Here is a 19,089-nt window from a genome sequence, read left to right on the forward strand (position 1 = left end):
TGATGATGCGATTATCAGGTCCATGCTTACAGCGAAACTGGCCCATCCAGCTCTGACGATTTTAGAGGCAGGGGATGGAGAAACAGCTTGGGAAATGATGAAGCGTGAACGCCCACACCTCTGCATTTTGGATGGTATTATGCCAAAATTAGATGGATTTACTCTTCTTGAGCAGATTCGTCAGGATGAGGATCTACAAAAAATGAAAGTGTTAATGCTCTCGGGAAGAAATCGGGAGGTAGACATCGTTCAGGGACTCACGCTTGGTGCTGATGATTATATGTCTAAACCTTTTTCCATGATTGAATTGGAGCTACGTGTAAAACGAATGTTACAATTGGAATAGATGAAGGCTAAAGAAGCTTGGAGGATACTCCAAGCTTTTTCTGACGAATTCGAATATTTGTAGGTATAAAAAACTATTCAAAGTTGAAAATATATATTCATATAGGTAGAATTAACTAAAGGAATACAAAAAGCTAGTCTAGCTGCCTCTCTATAAAGGAGGAAACGGAGATGAGAATAAGGTACATTGGTGTTGGCATCGGTATCCTGTTAACAAGTTGCTGGTGGTTTGTTATTCAAAGCTTTACTCCCTATCCTATCCTGATAGGTAGTCTGGTTATTTTTCAGATAGGACTTGGTTATTATGTTGGAAAAAAATTCGAAGAGCTTCAATGGTTAGCTTTTCATGATTCGTTAACAGATGTTTTTGCAAACAAATACTTTTTCAATAAGATGGAGGAAGAAATTGTTCAAGCAAAAAAGTATCAATATGAAGTAACCCTGATTGTTTTTGATCTGGATCACTTCAAAAAATATAACGATACATGCGGACATGTGGCTGGCGATCAACTTCTACAAGATTTTGCCCGATTACTTAAGAAAAATATTCGCCGTGGGGACGTAATTGGAAGATGGGGAGGAGAAGAGTTTGTTATTTTGCTTCCCCAAACAAATACAGAGGATGGCGTGGAGGTTGCATCTCGTATTCAACAAAACTTTCGTCAACAATTTAATGGAATTACAGCCAGCATTGGAATAGCTTCGTTTCCTACACATGCCCAAACTGCAAAGGAACTAGCTACATATGCGGATGAAGCAATGTACGAGGCTAAAAAGAAACGAGATAGTCTGCACATAGCAAAATCAATAGCGAACTACACTTCAAGTGGCTAAGGTTGCGAACATGTAGTGTTACCATTCTTATAAAAAAAGCAGTAGCCTAAAAAATAAACAGCTTCGTCGAGAGTAACCGGGATAATTTTCCAGGTTATTTTTTTTAGATTTTCATTAACAAGATTTGGATACCATAAAGATCAAGTTACAAAATATGAAACTCTTGCAAAAAATAATGGAGTTTTTCTTTTGGAAAATGGGCATAAATAACGGTAAAAGCCTTATTCCTAGCGGTTTATTAAATCTTATCGAAATCTTTACAAAAACTTTACATTGTTTTTGGGAAAAAATATGTTTTAAAAGATTTACGTATTAAAAATCCTCTGCTATATTCGGAAAGGTGATAAATCAGAAGGAGTGAGATTTCTTTCATGCTAAAATCTAATAAAACAGCTTTTTTCGATCTTTTTGAACAACTTGCAGGAACTGTTCATAAAGGAACCCATCTCTTCTTTGAAATGGTGAATAATTATGAAAACCTCGAAGTAAAAGCTGCTGAAATTAAAAAGGTTGAAAAAGAAGGCGATGAGGTGGTTCGCACAATCATGAACCACTTAAATTCTACATTTATTACTCCGCTAGATCGTGAAGATATTCATCAGTTGGCTCATACGCTGGATTCTGTAATCGATTTGGTAGACGGGACAGCAGAATGTCTTTACCTGTATCAAATCAAGAAAGCAGATAGTGGTGTAGTGGCACAAGCAAATATTTTGCAACAAATGACTCAAAAATTAATTGAGCTAACTCGCACACTACGTAAACTAGATCATGGTGCAGTTCTGTCCATTGCTCGCGAAATCAAGCGTTTAGAACAAGAATCTGATAAAAATTACCGTACGATGGTATCCGAACTATTGAATACTCCAGGTCAGGACCCAATTGAAGCAATCAAATTGAAAGAGATTTATGAGAAACTAGAAGATTGTGCTGACTTTGCAGAAGACGTTTCCAATTTGGTTGAAGGGATTGTGCTGAAGAATGCTTAATTTTTCGCCAGAAATGATTATCCTCATTGTTGTGGTAATCATGGCATTAAGCTTTGATTTTATCAACGGATTCCATGATACAGCTAACGCGATTGCTACTTCTGTTTCGACTCGTGCTTTGGCACCTCGTACTGCTGTATTATTAGCTGCGTGTTTTAACTTGGCTGGTGCGCTTACTTATACCGGAGTAGCTAAAACAATTGGTGGAGATATCGCAAACCCATTTGCTTTAGAAAATGGTCTGGTTGTAGTTGCTTCTGCGTTGCTCGCCGCAATTCTCTGGAATCTAATTACCTGGTGGTTCGGAATTCCCAGTTCATCTTCTCACGCACTAATCGGTGGTATCGCGGGCGCTGTTGTGGGTGCAGAAGGTTTTGGAGCGATTAACTACGGTGGGTTTACCAACATTATTCTTGCTCTTATCATTTCACCTATCGTCGCATTTGCTGTTGGTTTTGTTATCATAAAAATTGTTTCGAAGATCGTATCAAACATGCCGTATCACAAGACGAATCAAAAATTCCGTTATTTGCAGGTACTATCTGCTTCCTGGCAATCTTTTAGCCACGGTGCCAATGATGCGCAAAAAACAATGGGTATCATTACGTTCGCGCTTATTACAGGGGGCTTTACCACAGATACAGATATTCCGTTGTGGGTAAAATTATCAGCTGCATTAGCTATGGCACTAGGTACTTCACTTGGCGGATGGCGTATTATTAAAACAATGGGTGGCAAGATCATGAAGGTTAAACCGATTAGCGGTTTCTCCGCAGATATTTCTTCTGCACTGATCATCACCATTTTTACGATATTAAAATTACCAGTAAGTACAACGCACGTAATCTCCTCTGCTATCATGGGGGTAGGTGCTTCGCAAAAGTTCTCGGCAGTTAAATGGGGTATGGCAGGTAGAATCCTCTTTACGTGGGTTATCACATTGCCGACAGTTGCGATCCTCGCAGCAGCTAGCTATCGTGTACTTGACGTATTCCTATAAAACCATAATGTTTAAAGGATAAAAGCTAGGACACTCCGGTAATTCGTTGCCAGAGAGTGGGCCTGGCTTTTATTTCGATTTTACGTATAGAAGAAAATGGAATGAAGCATAAATGGTGTTGTTTAAGTAGAATACCACTGGCATCATAATCATGCAGAATTCCTTTTTCAGTCGCGGAAGAACCAGATGTTCCTTCTACAATGTAAACGATTATGCTGTAATCCAAATAGTCATCGAGGAGATCATGCTCCATACTGTTTCACCTCAATCAAAAGGAATTGTCGATTGCGACAGGATAATATCCAGTATAGACGCATTCATTATTGCCTAAACATACTGAAAGTCACAAAACCCCCGAATATCCAAGTTATCAGGATACGGGGGTTTTTGTCTTACTTATTCTTTTTGGTTGACAGAAGAGTTACTTTTACTTCTATTCCAACAGTAGACAAGGATGATAAGACCAGCGACTATCAGTGCTAAGCTAACGACTTGAGCTACACGTAGTGGACCGAGATAAAGACTGTCTGTGCGCATGCCTTCGATGAAGAATCGACCTAGTGAATATAAAATCATGTAGCTAGCCAGAATTTGACCGTCGAATTTTTTGAAGCTGTATAGCATGAGCATCAAAATCGCAAAAACGAGCAAATTCCATACAGACTCATATAAGAAAGTAGGATGGTAGTATTGGCCGTCAATTAACATCTGGTCACGGATAAATGCGGGGAAGTTAGCCATGAACTCGGCAGATACTACATCGCCATGAGCCTCCTTGTTAATAAAATTCCCCCATCGTCCAATTGCCTGTCCAAGAATAACACTCGGAATGACCAAGTCAGCCATGCGAAATAAAGGAAGGTTATGTATTTTTCCGTACGTAAGACCAGCGATGAATCCTCCGATTAAACCACCGTGTATCGCAAGACCGCCCTTCCAAACATACAAGGCGCTTATAGGATTATCCGCATAATTTTCCCATTCAAAAATAACGTAGTACAACCGCGCGCATATAATGGCTGCAGGGATGATCCAGACAACCATGTTCAGGATATGATCAGGATCGATACCTGCGCGTTTTGTATTATATCTTGCTACATAGGTAGCAATTAGAAAAGCAGTCCCCATGATCAATCCGTACCAATGTACATCGATTGGACCAAGCGAAAAAGCAATAGGGTCCATAGAATTAATCTCCTCCTCTTATTATTATGCGAGAAGTATACCATAGATAGCACGGGTATTTCCTCTAGCTTAAGGGGAAGAAGTATAACAAAAATAGTTTTTTCTTATAAAAATTGGTTCGAAACTAGCTTGTAGGAAGGCTATTTAAAATATGATCAAGGGAATTGCGTGATGTAGAGAGTAATGGTTGAAAGAGATCCCCTACCTGCTTCGTGCGCCCTATCATGGTATGGATGGTGAAAAGTGAGGGATGAACCTTCTCGATCTCTGTCCAGCTGAGAGGTGCAGATACAGTTGCCAGCCCCTGCGCACGCGTACTATAGGGAGCGGGCAATGTTTTCCCGCGCCAATGCTGAAGGTAATCTAGATACAATTTCGTTCCTCGATTTTTTACGAGTCGCTCAATAGTAAGTTGCTCCGGGTATCGCTGTACAAGATAGGTACAGATGAATGAACCAACTTTTCGCGTTTGCTCAAAGGAATACCCATGACGAATAGGAACATACACTTGAATGCCACTTGCTCCAGATGTCTTTGGATAACTCTGTAGCTGAAGATCATCCAATACGGATTTAAGAGCAAGACTAGCCGTAATCACATCAGAAAAATCAGAAGTGGACGGGTCAAGATCAAAGACAAGCTCAGTTGGCAAATCATTCTGCACGAGATGAAAAGAAACATGGAATTCAAGAGCAGCTTGATTGGCCATCCAAATGAGTGTAGCGGTATCATTTAGTAAGGCATAATTGATTTTTCCATCTGTAGCACGATGTATCCAGTCAGGTGCATAGGTGGGAAGGTTTTTTTGATAAAAGGACTGATCACCGACTCCATGTGGAAAACGAATCACAGTAACATAGCGGTCACGTGTATAAGGAAGAAGGAAAGGTGCGATTTCTACGAGATACTGCAGATAATGTAGCTTGGTGATGCCTGCTTTTGGCCAAAGCAGTTTATCAGGGTTTGTAATTGCAAGCTCCTTGTTATCCACAATAAGCGAATAGGATTTTGTGGTAGCCATATTCCCTTCTTCCTTTCGTTGACAGCTAGGAATTTATAAAAATTCCTAGCTGCATAAGTGCAACTAAGGCTTTACCTGCGCCAAAGGCTTGGCAAAGGCTTGGCAAAGCCAAGTTTTCTAATTCCTGATGTATGCTTATTCTTCCCTGAACGAGCGAGAATGCTTCTGGTCATCTGTAATTTTTTTGCCTTCATAAAATTGTTTTTCAGGAGACAAGAGATTCTCTTTAGCCGTCAATTGTTCCACATCAATTCGATATACCTGTACATGACTTCCAGTGACGATTGATACTCTTGTACGTGTTTTTTAGGTAGAGCCCGATTGAAGTATCCCGGTACATATTTGTCCAGCATGGCTTGTAGAACGAGGGTTGCTTCATCCAGTTCCTTCACTGGTGCAATAGTTCCAAATAGCATGACGCTAAAATAGGCAGTGTCAACATGAGCAGGAATGGGATCGGACATCGTTCCAAGATCCTCACAAATGGTGAAACAGACTTGCTCGTTTTGTAAGATAATCTCTGCTTTCCTTCCAACAGTAGCTCCGTGGAAATAGATTGCGCCACCTACCCAAGCAAAATTAAGTGGTACTACATACGGTTTCCCAAAATCACTAAGTCCCAAATAGCCAACTTTAGCCTTTTCAATAAAACATTCAATTTTTTCCTGATCCTTACATTCATTCATCTGTCTTCGTATCTGAAACATCTGGCATTCTCCCACTTTCCTTTAGATGTTATAATTTTCATAAAAATGTGACCTCTAAACAAGTGGCAGTTTATTATTAGTTGATGGGGTCAGATTGAGGTGTAGGAGTACATGGCAATTTGGGATCAGGAGGATCATAAAGACTTGCCTCTCTATCAAAGGTTATATGGCTATATTCGAAGGGAGATTGAGCAAGGGAAGCTGAAAGCAGGGGATAAGCTACCGTCAGTCAGACAGATGGCTAAAGAGTACGAGATCAGCAGAAATACCGTAGAGACAGCTTATCTGCAGCTGCTTGAGGAAGGGTATCTGATCAGCAAACAAAAAAGCGGGTACTATGTAGAGCACCTGCAACCTGACTGGTTTGAGAGAAAAGGGAGCGAAAGGGGTAAGGCAGAACAGAGCGAAGAGCCACAAGAAAAGCAGCAAGATAAGCAACAAGATAAGCAACAAGCCTGCTCGCCCGATAAACAGGGGATTGAGCGTCCTACTTATGATTTTATCTATGGTGAAACGGATAGGGATGCCTTTCCGTATCAGGAATGGCGCTCATGTGTCCAGGAAGCTATCCGATGGGAAGAAACAGAAGGAGGAACATACGACAACAATGTTTTTGGAGAACTGGAATTACGGGAACAATTTGCTGATTACCTGTACAGAGCGCGAGGTATCACATGTCAACCAGATGAAATTATCATTGGAAGTGGCACACAACAATTATTGATGGTATTGTGCCAAACAATAGGTAAGGATAAGCCAGTTCTCGGGATGGAAGAGCCAGGATATGACCGGATCCGCTATGTTTTTCAAAATCATGGTTGCCAAGTGGTACCGATCACGTTAGATACGGAAGGAATGCGCGTGAACGAGTTAATGAAAAGTAACGCGCAGCTCGCCTATGTAACACCATCCCATCAATATCCGTATGGAATGGTAATGCCAATTCAGCGAAGGATGCAAATAATCGAATGGGCAAAACAGACGGGTGGCATGATTATTGAGGATGATTATGACAGTGAATACCGATATGTGGGTAAACCAATTCCTGCATTAAAAGGATTAGATGAAGAGGGGGCAATTATTTATATGGGTACTTGCTCCAAGCTGTTACTCCCCTCTCTTCGGATTAGCTACATGGTGGTACCCCATCAAGTAATACGAGAAAACAAACAAGCATTCAGACAATATTTGCAAACAGTACCCCGTTTTTTACAAATCGCTTTAGCACTGTTTATGAAAAAAGGCGAGTGGGACAGGCATATCAGGAGAATGAGAACGCGTACTAAAAAAAAACACCAGCTGCTTATCCAAGCCTTACAAAATGAACTAGGCGAGAAAATTGAGATCATAGGTAGCGAGGCAGGCTTACATCTGCTCGTGCAGGTAAAAACGAAGGATACGGAAAACGAGTTAATCCAAAAAGCATTGGCACATGGCGTAAAAGTATATTCCATACAGTCCTATCGAACAAAGCCTACGGAGTCTTCCTACCCCGTTTGTCTTTTAGGTTTTGGGGCCATGCCATTAGATAGGATAGAAGAGGCGTGTGGGGCATTAGGAAGAGCGTGGGGATAAAGACTTCCACTCATTCAACCTAATTATAATCTGCAATCATGTGGAGAGATCGTAACAATAGCCTGAATACTTGGCTGGCGCAAGGAGTGTCCCTCGATCCACTCGGCAAATTTTACTTTTACTGTGATCTTCGGTGTAAGCCATATCGTACTATTGTTTCGAGGTGGTGGCGTGGCAAAAGGCATGTTGTTTTGAATGAGTGGCTGGATACCTTTCGTTAAGGTGCGCCAATCTTCGTTAGTTAGTCGTCCTGTACCAGCATGTCCAATATAAACAAGTAGCCCATTCTTGTTGTATAGCCCCAACAAGAGAGAATTTACAATATTATCTCTCAATGTGACGCCACCGACTACTGCAATCAAGTCTTTATAAAATTTTTTCTTTCTCCAACGTGAATCTTTCCCATTAATTACGTATGAGCTCGTAATATCTTTGATAATAACTCCTTCCATCTCTTGTTGTTTAATTACCTCATATAAAGTTGAAGCGTCGTTGAAATTTTCAACAAGCTGCACAGTTTCGTTTGGTTTGATTACCTTTTTGAGAAGTTCTTGTCTTTCAGTGAGAGGTAAGGAAGTAACCCATTTTCCCTCTAGAAATAGAACATCAAAAATCATGTAGGTAATAGGTACCGTATGCCTGCGGAGATTTATCTGATCTAGCTTCCGTAACCCATCCCGTTTCATTACTTCATAAAAGGATGGTTTGCCCTCTCTGAATGCAATGATTTCTCCGTCCAGAATGATTGAGCTAGCCGAACAATAGGTAGTAATATCGGTTAGTTCAGGGTAATGATACGTTCGTTCATTTTGCTTGCGATTATAAAGACGTACTGTCTGTCCATCGAAATACGTAACTACTCGCACTCCATCCCATTTCACCTGTCCGATCCAATTAGGTCCTGTGGGGAAATCTTCCGTACTGATCGGTTCAAAAGGGATAAGAATATCCATCGTTCCATTCCTTTACCTTTGTGGCGTGTTTTGGCTAGTTTTCCTAGTGGAACGTAACCTTATGTAATCCCTTAAGAATGAATGGTAGGAAAGCATTCATATACTCTCTTATGAATGGTTGAAAAGCGAGGGACTTTTATGGGACAAGAGAGGTTGATTGATCTACATGTACAGGTGATTCACCGTTTTTTACCAAAGATGGCAGAGGTAGTGTATATGCTACAGTCTTCACATCCACCAGCATTCATCGTGGCCGATCTAGATGGTGATGGGCAAGAGGAAATGGTAGCGGCATATAGGTGTCAGGGAGAAATGTATCTCATGATTCTGAAGAAGAACAGAGACTGGTATAAAATCGCAGAAGTAAAAGGAACGGGATATAACATTACTGATATGCTTGCTGCGCCTGTCACTCATTCGAATCAAATCAATCTGATTATTGGCTGGCAGGTGGGGAGTATTTGGTCTGAATTAGACATTGTGCAATGGACTACAACAGGGTATAAGCATGTGTTACGTAAAAAATATTACTACAGCAAACTGGAAATAGTAGATATGCCAGATGACACAGGGAAAAATGGCAAGTATGAAGTGGCGCTCTGGTCTCATGACACTGGGGAATCGTACAAGGTTGAAGTTTACAAATGGCAGCATGACGAACTCGTTTCAGCGAAGGAATATTACCGCTATTACTTTCCAAAAGTTATGAATTATTACGAGGGCTTATTGAAAAAAGCCCCAGCTTCACCTGTCTATCTTTATTATCTGGCTGATGCTCAAGCGAAATCAGCTAGGCCCGAACAGGCGCTGAAAACATTAGAGATGGCTCAATCTTTTCCCTATCCTTATCCATCTAAAGAATTGATCTCACAATATATAACAGAGCTACAGGCGATCCCGAAAAACCACTCAATTCCTTCAAGTATTACTGTTAACGGAGAAGAATATCTTCTCGATTGTAAGCAAGCAGATGTGAACAGGGATGGAGTAAAGGATAGAGTGTTAGTAGTAGCAGAGAAAATAACCGATAAAGGAGATCGCACGTTTGTCGAGCAAGTCTCGGTACTTGTTCAGGATGGACGAACAGGTTTACAAAAAAGGATCCCCATACCTACTCATGCTGGTTATCATCCTACCCTCTTTTTAGGAGATTTTACAGGGGACAAGCGAAGCGATATTCTTGTTGTGATCAATACAGGTGAAAATGATGGATTATTACATGGTTATCTATATACGTTTGTGGATGATGAGTATGCTCTCATTTTTCATTCGGATACATTTCTTGCAGAGAATAAATATATGGTTCGTTTTCGGGATGGGTATCACGTACACATAGAGAATCCAGTATCGTCGAAGAGCTATCTGCTGGACATTTCTGATAAAAAACAGAGTTATTTAGATGAAATATACAAGAGTGATACAACTCTAAAGAAGCCGATAATTGGGAAAGTAGCTGGTATAAAAGAGTTGTTTCCCACTGACTATGAAAGGAATGGAACGTATACATTACAGATTAACCAAAACATCCTCGGTCAAGATGATTCAGATTGCCTTGCCGTGGTTGAAACGATTCTAAAGTGGGAGGGCGTCGCTTTTACTCCAAATCGGCAACAGGTTGCTATATCTGGTAAGGTACGTAGCTAACATCTAGCATGTTATGCCCGTTTAAAAACCTCCATTATCCAATCCTGCAAGGAGTACGTAGTATACCTTGGTCGGATGAAATGGAGGTTTATTAAATCAGATAGAGCTTTGTTTCTTACAATACTACTGATCATTCACTGTTTCGTTTCTTTCTTTTTCTTCTTTTTAACCGTTTTCGTGGTAGCAGGTGTATCAGGGGTCGTTCCTTGTAACAGTGTGGCCAAGGCATCGTTATTATGCATTTCTTTTGCTGCAACCTGCTTACGTGCGGCATATGTTTCAACCAGCTCGATTTTTCTTTCCTGCTTTTTTGTACCAGGGGTTTCGGAACTAACTGGCGTTAATGCCGCAGATGTTGGAGTTGGTACCTGAGAGTCTGGGGGTGCGGTTGGAGCGCCAGCTTGTGCCAGACTCTCCTTTAAAGCCTGCATCAGATCAAGCACATTAGTACGAGGAGCACTTGGTGCAGTTGCGATCTCTTTGCCTTCCAACTTTTTCTGAATCAGTTGCTGCAAATCTTCCCGATACTCGTCCTTATACTTGGTAGGATCGAAGGGCTGAGACATATTGGTAATCAGCTGCACCGCCATATCCAGTTCGGTTTCTACAAGTGCTATATCTTGAGCAGGGAGTGCTGGAACCAAGGAAACATCCCTTACCTCATCAGGATAGAAGATGGTTTCAAGAACCATTCCATGTTCATAGATGCGTACGGCTGCAAGACTTTCCTTGTTTCTTATGGTGATGCGGGCGATAGCGATTTTTTTGGTTTTTTCAAGCGCAGCACGTAATAAGGAGTATGCCTTCTCTCCAGTTTCCTGGGGGGAGAGAAAATAGCTTTTATCAAAGTAAATCGGATCAATTTCAGCAAGATTCACAAAATCAAGGATCTCAATAGCGCGTCTCGTGTCGGGAGCAATTTTTTCAAGATCCTCGGCGGTGATAATGACAAAATTGCCCTTCTCATACTCGAATCCTTTTATGATTTCATCAGTCCCTATTTCACGATCACAAGTAGGGCAATGCTTGGAGTAACGAATAGGTGTATGACACTCAGCATGTAGTTGACGAAAGCGGATGTCGCGATCTTCAGTTGCAGTAAACATGCGAATCGGGATATTAACGAGTCCAAAGCTGATAGAACCTTTCCAGACCGTATGCATAAGAAAACGCCTCCTTGTAGCTAGTATCAGCACAGGAGGCGTTCTTTCGTACATGTAACTTTTGGGTGACTACTCTTTACTGATTATGCTTTCTCACATCAGCATGATCTGCTTCAGATTGCATCTCTTTTGCACGCTCAACACCTTCGCCGGTTTGAGCTGCGATGGATTGCGCCTTTGAGGCTTCCAGTTTACGTTGGGATGGTTTTTTTGATGCCATGAATGCTCGCTCCTTTGCAATTCGATTAATTGAAAGTGAGTTTATAGTTACCCCTTTTTGTGCAAAAAAAATACCTCAACTTCCAAAACAGAAGTGAGGCAGTCGTTCAAGCGTGTTTCTCAGGGAAACGAGTGACCGCAATGCTCCTATCTACACGCGGTGCACAACTGAACAGACTTACAATTATGGGAGAGGAGAAACCGGAGGAAGAGCTTATGGGGAAACGTAAGTCTTCTCCGCGGTTGTCAGCGACACCGTAGTATCGCTTATACAAATTTTTGCCAAAACTACACCTGTTTATACACCAGCCTATAATTTTTTGTGCATTTTACGTTGTTCTATTCTGTGTGGTAGTATGAAAATGGTAATCATCTACCCTATAGAATGGAGCTAGATGGAAAAAAGGATGTAGATAGGTGAACAGCGAATGAGAGTCATTTCAGGTGAACACCGGGGGCGAACCCTGGCAGCAGTTCCGGGAACGAGTACCAGACCAACGACAGACAAGGTAAAAGAGTCCATCTTTAATATGATAGGACCGTATTTTGATGGAGAATGGGCACTGGATTTGTATGCTGGAACAGGTGGTTTAGGTATTGAAGCGCTTAGCAGAGGCGCGATGAAGGCAGTATTTGTAGACAGCGATGCGAAAGCGTTTGCGACGGTAAAGCAAAATGTAACTCTATTGAAATTGATGGATCGAGCTGAGATATACCGTAGCGATGCAGGGCGAGCTTTAAAAGCACTAGCGAAAAAAGAGGTTCGTTTTGATTTAGTTTTTCTCGATCCTCCCTATGCAAAACAGAATCTAGAGCATGAAATAGGTGAATTGCAAGAACGTAACCTGCTAGCAGATGATGCTTGGATTGTTACCGAACATGATATAAAGGTGACGTTACCAGAACAAATTGGGCAATGTGAGCAGCATAGGATCTCAAAATACGGGGATACAACCGTTACGATCTATCGGTACATAAAGGGAGGGGAGTAACAGATGAGAGTTGCAGTATGTCCAGGAAGCTTTGATCCAGTTACAAATGGTCATGTAGATATTATTAGACGAGGAGCCAAAATTTTTGACAAGGTAATTGTCTCTGTTCTGGTTAATTCCAATAAAAAACCGTTGTTTACCATTGAGGAGCGAATGGCATTGTTACGCGAGGTTACGGCTGATCTCTCCAATGTAGAGATTGACTCGTTTCATGGACTGTTAATTGACTATATGCAGCGAAAAGAAGCGCGCGTGCTATTAAAAGGACTGCGCGCCACCTCTGATTTTGAATACGAAATGCAAATGGCATCCATTAACAGGCACTTAAATGATGAGATTGAAACGATATTTGTTATGACGAATAATAAGTATTCGTTTCTTAGCTCCAGTATTGTGAAGGAGCTTGCCAGTTATCAAGCTCCAATAGCAGAACTTGTACCCCCAGTAGTGGAGCAGGCGATTCGTTTAAAGATGCAGGAAAACAAATCATAATCGTACATATCAGCTAGACGAATCGAGCATCATGGGTAATCGCAATCGTTCTCTTTTTACCGTTTTACCGTTTTTGACAAAATATAGCTTAGAAGAAGTAAAAAGAATGCGATAGAGATGGCTATGGTGCTCATCTGCGAAAAGATCTGCCACCAGGAGTTGGTAGAAGATAGATCATCTCCTAGTAGAAAAGCAGGAATCGATGATGGGATATTCATGGTAAGTAATGTGAGCGGCTCCCAACAAAGAATGGTTAAGCCAGCAGCCATACCCGCATGAAGAAACCGGCCAAATAAATAGGGAGCCATGCGGATATCGGTCTTACTTAAAATGCTCGCAACTTGCGCATGAACACTAAGTCCACCCCATGAGATGATGGCTGCTGCAATTGCTCCTTTTGCCATCATGGACATTCCGGTAATTTCACTTGTAATCTGGGCACCCATTGTAACTTCGAACAAACCCGCCAATCCTGCATTGCCCATCGCTTCTTGAAAGCCAAAGGGTCCAAATAACAACAGCAAAACTTGATTAAACACAGCAGTTATGTGTACGGTCGCAAGCATTTGTAGCAATACGGAAAACATAATGATAAAGCCACCTACCACCATCAAGGTTTGGAGTGCAGATTGTACAGCGTCACCCATCAGCTTGCCAAACGGTCTATTGTCCCTGAGGCGTGCACGATGCATGGCTTGTAGAGCGCGATAGACAAGAGAATGACGGGAACGCTCATAGGCGGTAGTAATAGGTGCTTTAGGTTGGTGCATGCGATAAAGGATACCAAGTAATATTGCTGATCCATAGTGGGTAGTAGCAATGATATATCCCAATTGATCACTGTGAAAAAAACCGACAGCAACCGCTCCGATCACGAAAAGCGGATCACCTGTAGTAGCGAAGGTAACGAGACGTTCTCCTTCTACTTGGGTAATATTTCCACGCTCACGCAAGCGGGTTGTCAGATTGGCAGCAACGGGATAACCGGAGGAAAAGCCCATGGTTAAGACAAATCCACCCGTTCCTGGCACATTAAATAACGGACGCATTAGTGGTTCTAGAAGTACCCCGACGAAATGGACGACACCAACACCCATCAACAACTCTGATACGAAGATGAAGGGAAGCAAAGCAGGAAATACCACTTCCCACCAGATTCCCAGACCCCGAACAGCAGCTTTAAAAGAAGGATCTGGATTAATAATAAGGACAAGGACCAAAAGAATTGAACAAACGGCAAGGCTGATCGTTAGAAAAGGGGAACGGTGTGACATAGAACCCTCCTGAACGTTGCATTAGTACATGTCTACTCTCGAAGGGTACAAACTATTCATGACACCTTTAAAGCAAATTGTGAATGGTGAGAGGTTGTTCACATAAGATAGGGAGAGGAGGCGAAAACTGACATGTCAGAGAAAAGAAGACCGAAGATTGGTTTAGCACTCGGTTCTGGAGGAGCCCGTGGATTTGCTCATATCGGTGTCCTGAAAGTATTGGACGAGCACGATATACCGATTGATTTTATTGCAGGAAGCAGTATGGGTAGCATGGTTGGTGCTCTGTATGCGAATCAGATTGAACCGCACATGATTGAAAAACTAGCGGCCAATCTAAAAAGAAAGTATTGGCTTGATGTAATGATGCCTAAAATGGGTTTCGTTTCTGGTCAAAAGATTAAGGAAATCATTCGCCTGCTTACTCATGGCAAAAATATCGAGGATCTGGCTATTCCATTAGCCGTTGTTGCTACGGATATTGAGAATGGCGAGCGTGTGGTTTTTCGTGAAGGGCCAGTAGACGTAGCCGTGCGTTCCAGTATTTCTATTCCTGGAATTTTTGTTCCGGAGCGAGTAAATGGACGTTTACTCGTGGATGGTGGTGTTATCGATCGAGTACCGATAACCGTAACAAAGGAGATGGGCGCTGATATCGTCATTGGAATAGATGTTGCCAATTTTGATACAGTGATGAAAGTAACAACCATCTTTGATGTAATCGCACAGACCATTGACGTAATGGAGCGAGAGATTTTGCGTTACCGGATTCTCTCTGCTGATTTACTCATTCGTCCAGAAGTGGGGCATATCAGTAGTCTGGCTTATTCCAATTGTAATGAAATTGTGGATTTGGGAGAAAAGGCGGCTCTTTTTTATGTCGACCAGATAAAAGAAATGATTGAAAATTGGGAGGAAAAGGATGAGCAACAACCAGCTTTTGAAAGCCAACTCGAACAAAAGTAGATACCTTCTTCTCCTACTGATTACAGCTATCCTTGCTTTAACTGCTATCAGCCTCTATGTACCGCTTCCCTATTATGTGCAACGAGCAGGTTCAGCGAAAGAATTAGCTCCCATAATTACGGTAAATGGCGGAGTGAAAGATGAAGCAGGTACGTTCATGTTGACAACGGTGCGTATGTCAAAGGCAAATCCAGCTTGGGTTCTATACTCATATTTTTCGAAAGATGTTGATTTGATTCCGGAGCGGTTGCTTACAGTAGAAGGAGAAAGCCCAGAGGATTATTCCAAGCGCGAACTGTTGGTTATGAAGAACTCACAACAGGTATCACAAGCAGTCGCGTTAAAAAAAGCAGGTTACAAGGTAAAAATGGATGATCGTGGTGTATTGATTCTGTCGATTAAGGAAGGTTTTCCAGCAAAGGAAATATTACAAACCGGAGACATCCTCACCACCTTTGATAGCCATCCTGTCCGAAATAGAAGTGATTTGCTCCTCCTTCTTGAGGGGAAAAAAGCAGGAGAAACGGTGGAGGTAGAATTTTTACGAGACAATCAACCGAGGAAGGTCTCGTTAGAGTTGATGCAACTGCCTGAAGATAACGGAGGAAAGTCAAATCGAGCAGGATTAGGAATCGTGTTGCAAGATTATAAACAGATTGACATGCCTGATAAGGTAAATATCTCTGCTGGAAATATTGGTGGTCCCTCAGCAGGTCTCATGTTTACATTAGAAATATATAATCAGCTACGCACGGATATTGATTTGACCCGAGGTTATCGGATTGCAGGTACTGGGGAAATGTATGCGGATGGAACCGTAGGAAGAATTGGAGGGATTAATCATAAGGTGATCGCCGCTGATGCTGCCGGAGCAGAAATCTTTTTTGCTCCAGATGACACAAGCGGCGATGTCTCTAACTATGAAGAGGCACTTGCTGCTGCTAAACGTATCCATACGTCTATGCGCATCGTACCCGTCAAGACTTTAGATGATGCGATTCAATATTTGATGCAGCTTACGCCTAAGTCGAAGACTGTGGCACAGAATGCTGCATAGGAAAACGTCGATACTCTTCATGAAATGGCTCGGATAAGCTGTTCCGCTGAGTAAGTCGATATATGGCATTTGCTTTTATATCCAGATCAAGCATCGGGTGCATGCCATCTCTTACATTGGTGAAGAGGGGGATGCTCCCATTTTTCTTTGATTGCTGCAGAAGCTCTCTCCCGACAGGGCTGAAACCTAAGATTCTAGCGTAGGGAGCTCCCTGTTTCAGTTGAAAGGAAGCGATTTGCTGTTTTGTAATACCTAGAAGCAAATTGAGCAAAATACGTTGAAGACGGTTATGGGTAAAGCGTTTCGTTTTTGCCTGTTGTAGCAACTGTTCAACGGAAGTGGAATGAAGGGCAGCTTGCTTGATGCGATATTCAATTCCTTCCTCTACTTCATGAAAGGCAGCAAGTTCTTTTGGAGAATGCCGTAACAACAGATGAAAAAGAGGTGTGGTAAAATGCTCCCAGGTGATTGGCTCTCTTCCTAGACTTTTTTCGTCCTGAAGAATTTGTAGCGTGCCTGGTGGGACATAATCTCGGAGAGCCTCTGGCGAGTGCCCCTGTTCGTTTAGTATTTTTCGTAAGGCAGTTGCGCTGGCAATCTGCTCGTCAGTAATAGAGGATTGATGATAGCCTGCTTTTTCTCTTCGAATGGTAAGTGGACTCATCTGGCTGTTTAGTCTGGCTAGCGAAAGTAAATAATTGAACCCAAGAATATTATTGGGTTGATCCAGAGCGACATCGTTAATACCCTGCGTACCTAAATAGCTTGCTGCAGCCTGCGCATATGCTTTTGGATAAGGTAATCCGATATCTAAGCCCTCTTTTAATATAGCCGAAAACGCAGGCGGCTCATGGGCGAGGAGACGGGCAGCCTGTATCATCCAATCAATATCGCCACTTTCACTGCCAAAGCAGACTGCATCTACCACGCCAAGGCGATCCAGAATAGAGACGGCTCCGTGGGCGAACAGCTCGGCATTGGCAGTAGCAAAAGGAACGGGTAATTCAATAACTAGGTCAATACCTAGGGAGAGAGCCATTTCTGTTCGTGCCCATTTGGAGACGATAGCTGGCTCGCCCCTTTGTAAAAAGTTGCCGCTCATTACGGCAATACTCGCATCAGCTTGTGCTGTTTCCTTTGCTCGTTCATAATGGAGTTTGTGACCGTTATGTAGCGGATTATATTCAACGATGAGACCCACGGTTTTCATTGATTACTTCTCATCCTTTCTGGTTTTTGCTTCCATGTAATTGTAAGTGTAGTCAAGTTCCTCTTTTCTGGCAAATGAAACGGGGGGAACAATAAGGTGTCAAGGAAAAATGGTTGACAAAGGTGTAGAGCTAAAGCTATAATCATCTTTGTTGTGCATGAGGTGATAACATGAATATTAAATTGATAGAGTTGCAACATCGAAAGGGAGAACCTCTTCCTTTTCAAACTACGCTGGATTCACAAGATCTGAAGAAGCGCCACCAGGAGATTCGCGACCTGACACCAGTTCAGGTAAAAGGCGAAGTACAGGAATTAGGCGGTCTGATCTATGTAAAAGGGGACATGCAAGCAGAAGCTCAGTTTGTATGTGCGAGATGTCTTACCTCTTATCGTGAAGAACTGCATATTCCGTTCACTGAGACGTTTGCTCCGGCAACCGCTGATATTGAATGGGATGAGGATAGTGATATTCACGAGATTACAGGTGAAGAGATCAAGCTTGACCCGATTCTTGAAGAAGACTTCTTACTTTCCGTTCCGGCTTTCCCTGTCTGCAATAAGGATTGCAAAGGGCTTTGCCCAAGCTGTGGAGTTAACCACAATGAGCAAGCCTGCAGCTGTTCTACGGAACGTATCGACCCTCGTCTGGAAGCTTTAAAAGGGTTTTTTCGGCAAAATGATGAGTAAAATGTTTTCAAGATGTTGTCACTAATCTTCGGATGAACGGCTTCATTTTTGAACAGATGGGTTGTTGACTTAAGATCTCTCCCATCCAAACATACATCGGTTCCGCTCATAGCTCATTCGCCTGTGCGTAGTGCCAGGTTTATATATGGGGAACCATTAGACATAATCACTCGAAGGAGGTGTAAGGAAGATGGCAGTACCTCAACGTAGAACTTCCAAAACTCGTAAAAGAATGCGTCGTACGCACTTCAAACTAGAGATTCCAGGTATGGTGAAATGCGAAAGCTGTGGAGAACACAAATTGGCTCACCGTGTATGCGGAAGCTGTGGCACTTACAAAGGTAAGAAAATTGTTCAATAAGCAAAGAAAGCAAGGTGCTAACAGTCACCTTGCTTTTTTTTGTAAGATCAGAAAGTATAATGACTAGTTTAGTGGGCATGCAGAAGAAGCACATTTTTTGTCTGTGAACTCGTTAAAGTCCAACAAGAAAGCGAAGACTGTCCGCTACTGGACAAAGAATGCGGAAAGTGCAAAAGGTCGAGAATGCTACGCAGAATCTCAAGGGTTGCACTTTTTTATCCGCCCTCTTTGTCCAGTAGCTAGGTTGGACCTTAAATAGTTCTAGACAAAAAATGTACTTCTTCTGCCAAGGGCTTCAGTGAAAAAATAAAAATACAACAAACCTAAAGCATGAAAAACCAGCTTCTCTTTTCACACAGAGCGTCTTGGCGAAGCCTGACCCAGCGGAGCACTATTCATCGGGATAAAGAAGC

General features: G+C 42.2%; 20 protein-coding genes and 1 pseudogene. 12 read left to right on the top strand and 9 right to left on the bottom strand.

What is annotated here, in order from left to right; genetic code table 11:
• Position 1: 1 nt before the first annotated feature.
• The 4 genes and pseudogenes from LM917_RS24765 to LM917_RS07980 all read left to right on the top strand — a co-directional run.
• A pseudogene (locus LM917_RS24765) lies at positions 2-337 on the top strand (response regulator transcription factor); the annotation flags it as partial.
• Between the two features lie 179 nt (positions 338-516).
• A complete protein-coding gene (locus LM917_RS07970; protein ID WP_232696971.1) occupies positions 517-1,179 on the top strand; it encodes a GGDEF domain-containing protein in 663 nt (220 codons plus the stop codon).
• 371 nt (positions 1,180-1,550) lie between these two features.
• A complete protein-coding gene (locus LM917_RS07975) occupies positions 1,551-2,168 on the top strand; it encodes a DUF47 domain-containing protein (protein ID WP_232696972.1) in 618 nt (205 codons plus the stop codon).
• Positions 2,161-3,168 carry an inorganic phosphate transporter gene (locus LM917_RS07980; RefSeq protein ID WP_232696973.1) on the top strand — a complete coding sequence of 336 codons (1,008 nt, stop codon included), beginning with the start codon at positions 2,161-2,163 and terminating at the stop codon, positions 3,166-3,168. The genes LM917_RS07975 and LM917_RS07980 overlap by 8 nt, the downstream gene beginning before the upstream one ends.
• A 25-nt stretch (positions 3,169-3,193) precedes the next feature.
• Here LM917_RS07980 and LM917_RS07985 read toward each other — a convergent pair whose 3' ends face one another.
• From LM917_RS07985 to LM917_RS08000, 4 genes are all read right to left on the bottom strand, one after another.
• Positions 3,194-3,421, bottom strand: coding sequence for a hypothetical protein (locus LM917_RS07985; protein WP_232696974.1), 228 nt, complete (start codon positions 3,419-3,421; stop codon positions 3,194-3,196).
• A gap of 143 nt (positions 3,422-3,564) precedes the next feature.
• Entirely contained in the window at positions 3,565-4,353 is a 789-nt protein-coding gene (gene lgt / locus LM917_RS07990; protein WP_232696975.1) for a prolipoprotein diacylglyceryl transferase, read from the bottom strand.
• Positions 4,354-4,477: 124 nt separating this feature from the next.
• Positions 4,478-5,374 carry a non-homologous end-joining DNA ligase gene (ligD, locus tag LM917_RS07995; protein ID WP_232696976.1) on the bottom strand — a complete coding sequence of 299 codons (897 nt, stop codon included), beginning with the start codon at positions 5,372-5,374 and terminating at the stop codon, positions 4,478-4,480.
• 233 nt (positions 5,375-5,607) lie between these two features.
• Entirely contained in the window at positions 5,608-6,081 is a 474-nt protein-coding gene (locus LM917_RS08000) for a pyridoxamine 5'-phosphate oxidase family protein (RefSeq protein WP_309241944.1), read from the bottom strand.
• Positions 6,082-6,192: 111 nt separating this feature from the next.
• Between LM917_RS08000 and pdxR the strand changes: the two genes are divergently transcribed.
• A complete protein-coding gene (gene pdxR / locus LM917_RS08005) occupies positions 6,193-7,656 on the top strand; it encodes a MocR-like pyridoxine biosynthesis transcription factor PdxR (protein ID WP_232696977.1) in 1,464 nt (487 codons plus the stop codon).
• Positions 7,657-7,679: 23 nt separating this feature from the next.
• Here the strand turns inward: pdxR and LM917_RS08010 are convergent, their stop codons facing one another.
• Positions 7,680-8,609: an ATP-dependent DNA ligase gene (locus LM917_RS08010; protein ID WP_232696978.1), complete on the bottom strand. Its 930-nt coding sequence runs from the start codon at positions 8,607-8,609 to the stop codon at positions 7,680-7,682.
• Between the two features lie 138 nt (positions 8,610-8,747).
• On the opposite strand from LM917_RS08010, the gene LM917_RS08015 reads away from it, so the two are divergent.
• On the top strand, positions 8,748-10,253 hold the full coding sequence (locus LM917_RS08015) for a YybI family spore inner coat protein (RefSeq protein WP_232696979.1): 1,506 nt from the start codon (positions 8,748-8,750) through the stop codon (positions 10,251-10,253).
• Positions 10,254-10,387: 134 nt separating this feature from the next.
• On the opposite strand, the gene ku is transcribed toward LM917_RS08015, so the two are convergent.
• Positions 10,388-11,416: a non-homologous end joining protein Ku gene (gene ku, locus LM917_RS08020; protein WP_232696980.1), complete on the bottom strand. Its 1,029-nt coding sequence runs from the start codon at positions 11,414-11,416 to the stop codon at positions 10,388-10,390.
• Between the two features lie 76 nt (positions 11,417-11,492).
• Entirely contained in the window at positions 11,493-11,636 is a 144-nt protein-coding gene (locus LM917_RS08025) for a hypothetical protein (protein ID WP_232696981.1), read from the bottom strand.
• A 427-nt stretch (positions 11,637-12,063) separates the two neighbouring features.
• Between LM917_RS08025 and rsmD the strand changes: the two genes are divergently transcribed.
• Both rsmD and coaD read left to right on the top strand, forming a co-directional pair.
• Entirely contained in the window at positions 12,064-12,627 is a 564-nt protein-coding gene (gene rsmD / locus LM917_RS08030; protein WP_232696982.1) for a 16S rRNA (guanine(966)-N(2))-methyltransferase RsmD, read from the top strand.
• Between the two features lie 3 nt (positions 12,628-12,630).
• Positions 12,631-13,119, top strand: a complete 489-nt coding sequence (gene coaD, locus LM917_RS08035; protein ID WP_232696983.1) for a pantetheine-phosphate adenylyltransferase — start codon at positions 12,631-12,633, stop codon at positions 13,117-13,119.
• Between the two features lie 56 nt (positions 13,120-13,175).
• Here the strand turns inward: coaD and spoVV are convergent, their stop codons facing one another.
• On the bottom strand, positions 13,176-14,393 hold the full coding sequence (gene spoVV, locus LM917_RS08040) for a dipicolinic acid transporter SpoVV (protein ID WP_232696984.1): 1,218 nt from the start codon (positions 14,391-14,393) through the stop codon (positions 13,176-13,178).
• A 132-nt stretch (positions 14,394-14,525) separates the two neighbouring features.
• Between spoVV and LM917_RS08045 the strand changes: the two genes are divergently transcribed.
• Positions 14,526-15,359 (top strand): patatin-like phospholipase family protein, encoded by an 834-nt coding sequence (locus tag LM917_RS08045; protein WP_232696985.1) that lies wholly within the window; start codon positions 14,526-14,528, stop codon positions 15,357-15,359.
• On the top strand, positions 15,316-16,416 hold the full coding sequence (locus tag LM917_RS08050; RefSeq protein WP_232696986.1) for a SepM family pheromone-processing serine protease: 1,101 nt from the start codon (positions 15,316-15,318) through the stop codon (positions 16,414-16,416). The genes LM917_RS08045 and LM917_RS08050 overlap by 44 nt, the downstream gene beginning before the upstream one ends.
• Here LM917_RS08050 and LM917_RS08055 read toward each other — a convergent pair.
• Positions 16,382-17,626 (bottom strand): nucleotidyltransferase, encoded by a 1,245-nt coding sequence (locus LM917_RS08055; RefSeq protein ID WP_232696987.1) that lies wholly within the window; start codon positions 17,624-17,626, stop codon positions 16,382-16,384. The two genes, LM917_RS08050 and LM917_RS08055, sit on opposite strands and share 35 nt — an antisense overlap.
• A 170-nt stretch (positions 17,627-17,796) precedes the next feature.
• On the opposite strand from LM917_RS08055, the gene LM917_RS08060 reads away from it, so the two are divergent.
• Positions 17,797-18,315: a YceD family protein gene (locus LM917_RS08060; protein ID WP_232696988.1), complete on the top strand. Its 519-nt coding sequence runs from the start codon at positions 17,797-17,799 to the stop codon at positions 18,313-18,315.
• A 190-nt stretch (positions 18,316-18,505) separates the two neighbouring features.
• On the top strand, positions 18,506-18,676 hold the full coding sequence (gene rpmF / locus LM917_RS08065; RefSeq protein ID WP_232696989.1) for a 50S ribosomal protein L32: 171 nt from the start codon (positions 18,506-18,508) through the stop codon (positions 18,674-18,676).
• The last annotated feature ends 413 nt before the right edge of the window (positions 18,677-19,089 follow it).

Origin of the sequence: Brevibacillus daliensis, assembly GCF_021245735.1 — a bacterium.
In the GTDB taxonomy this organism is placed as follows: Bacteria; Bacillota; Bacilli; order Brevibacillales; family Brevibacillaceae; genus Brevibacillus_B; species Brevibacillus_B daliensis.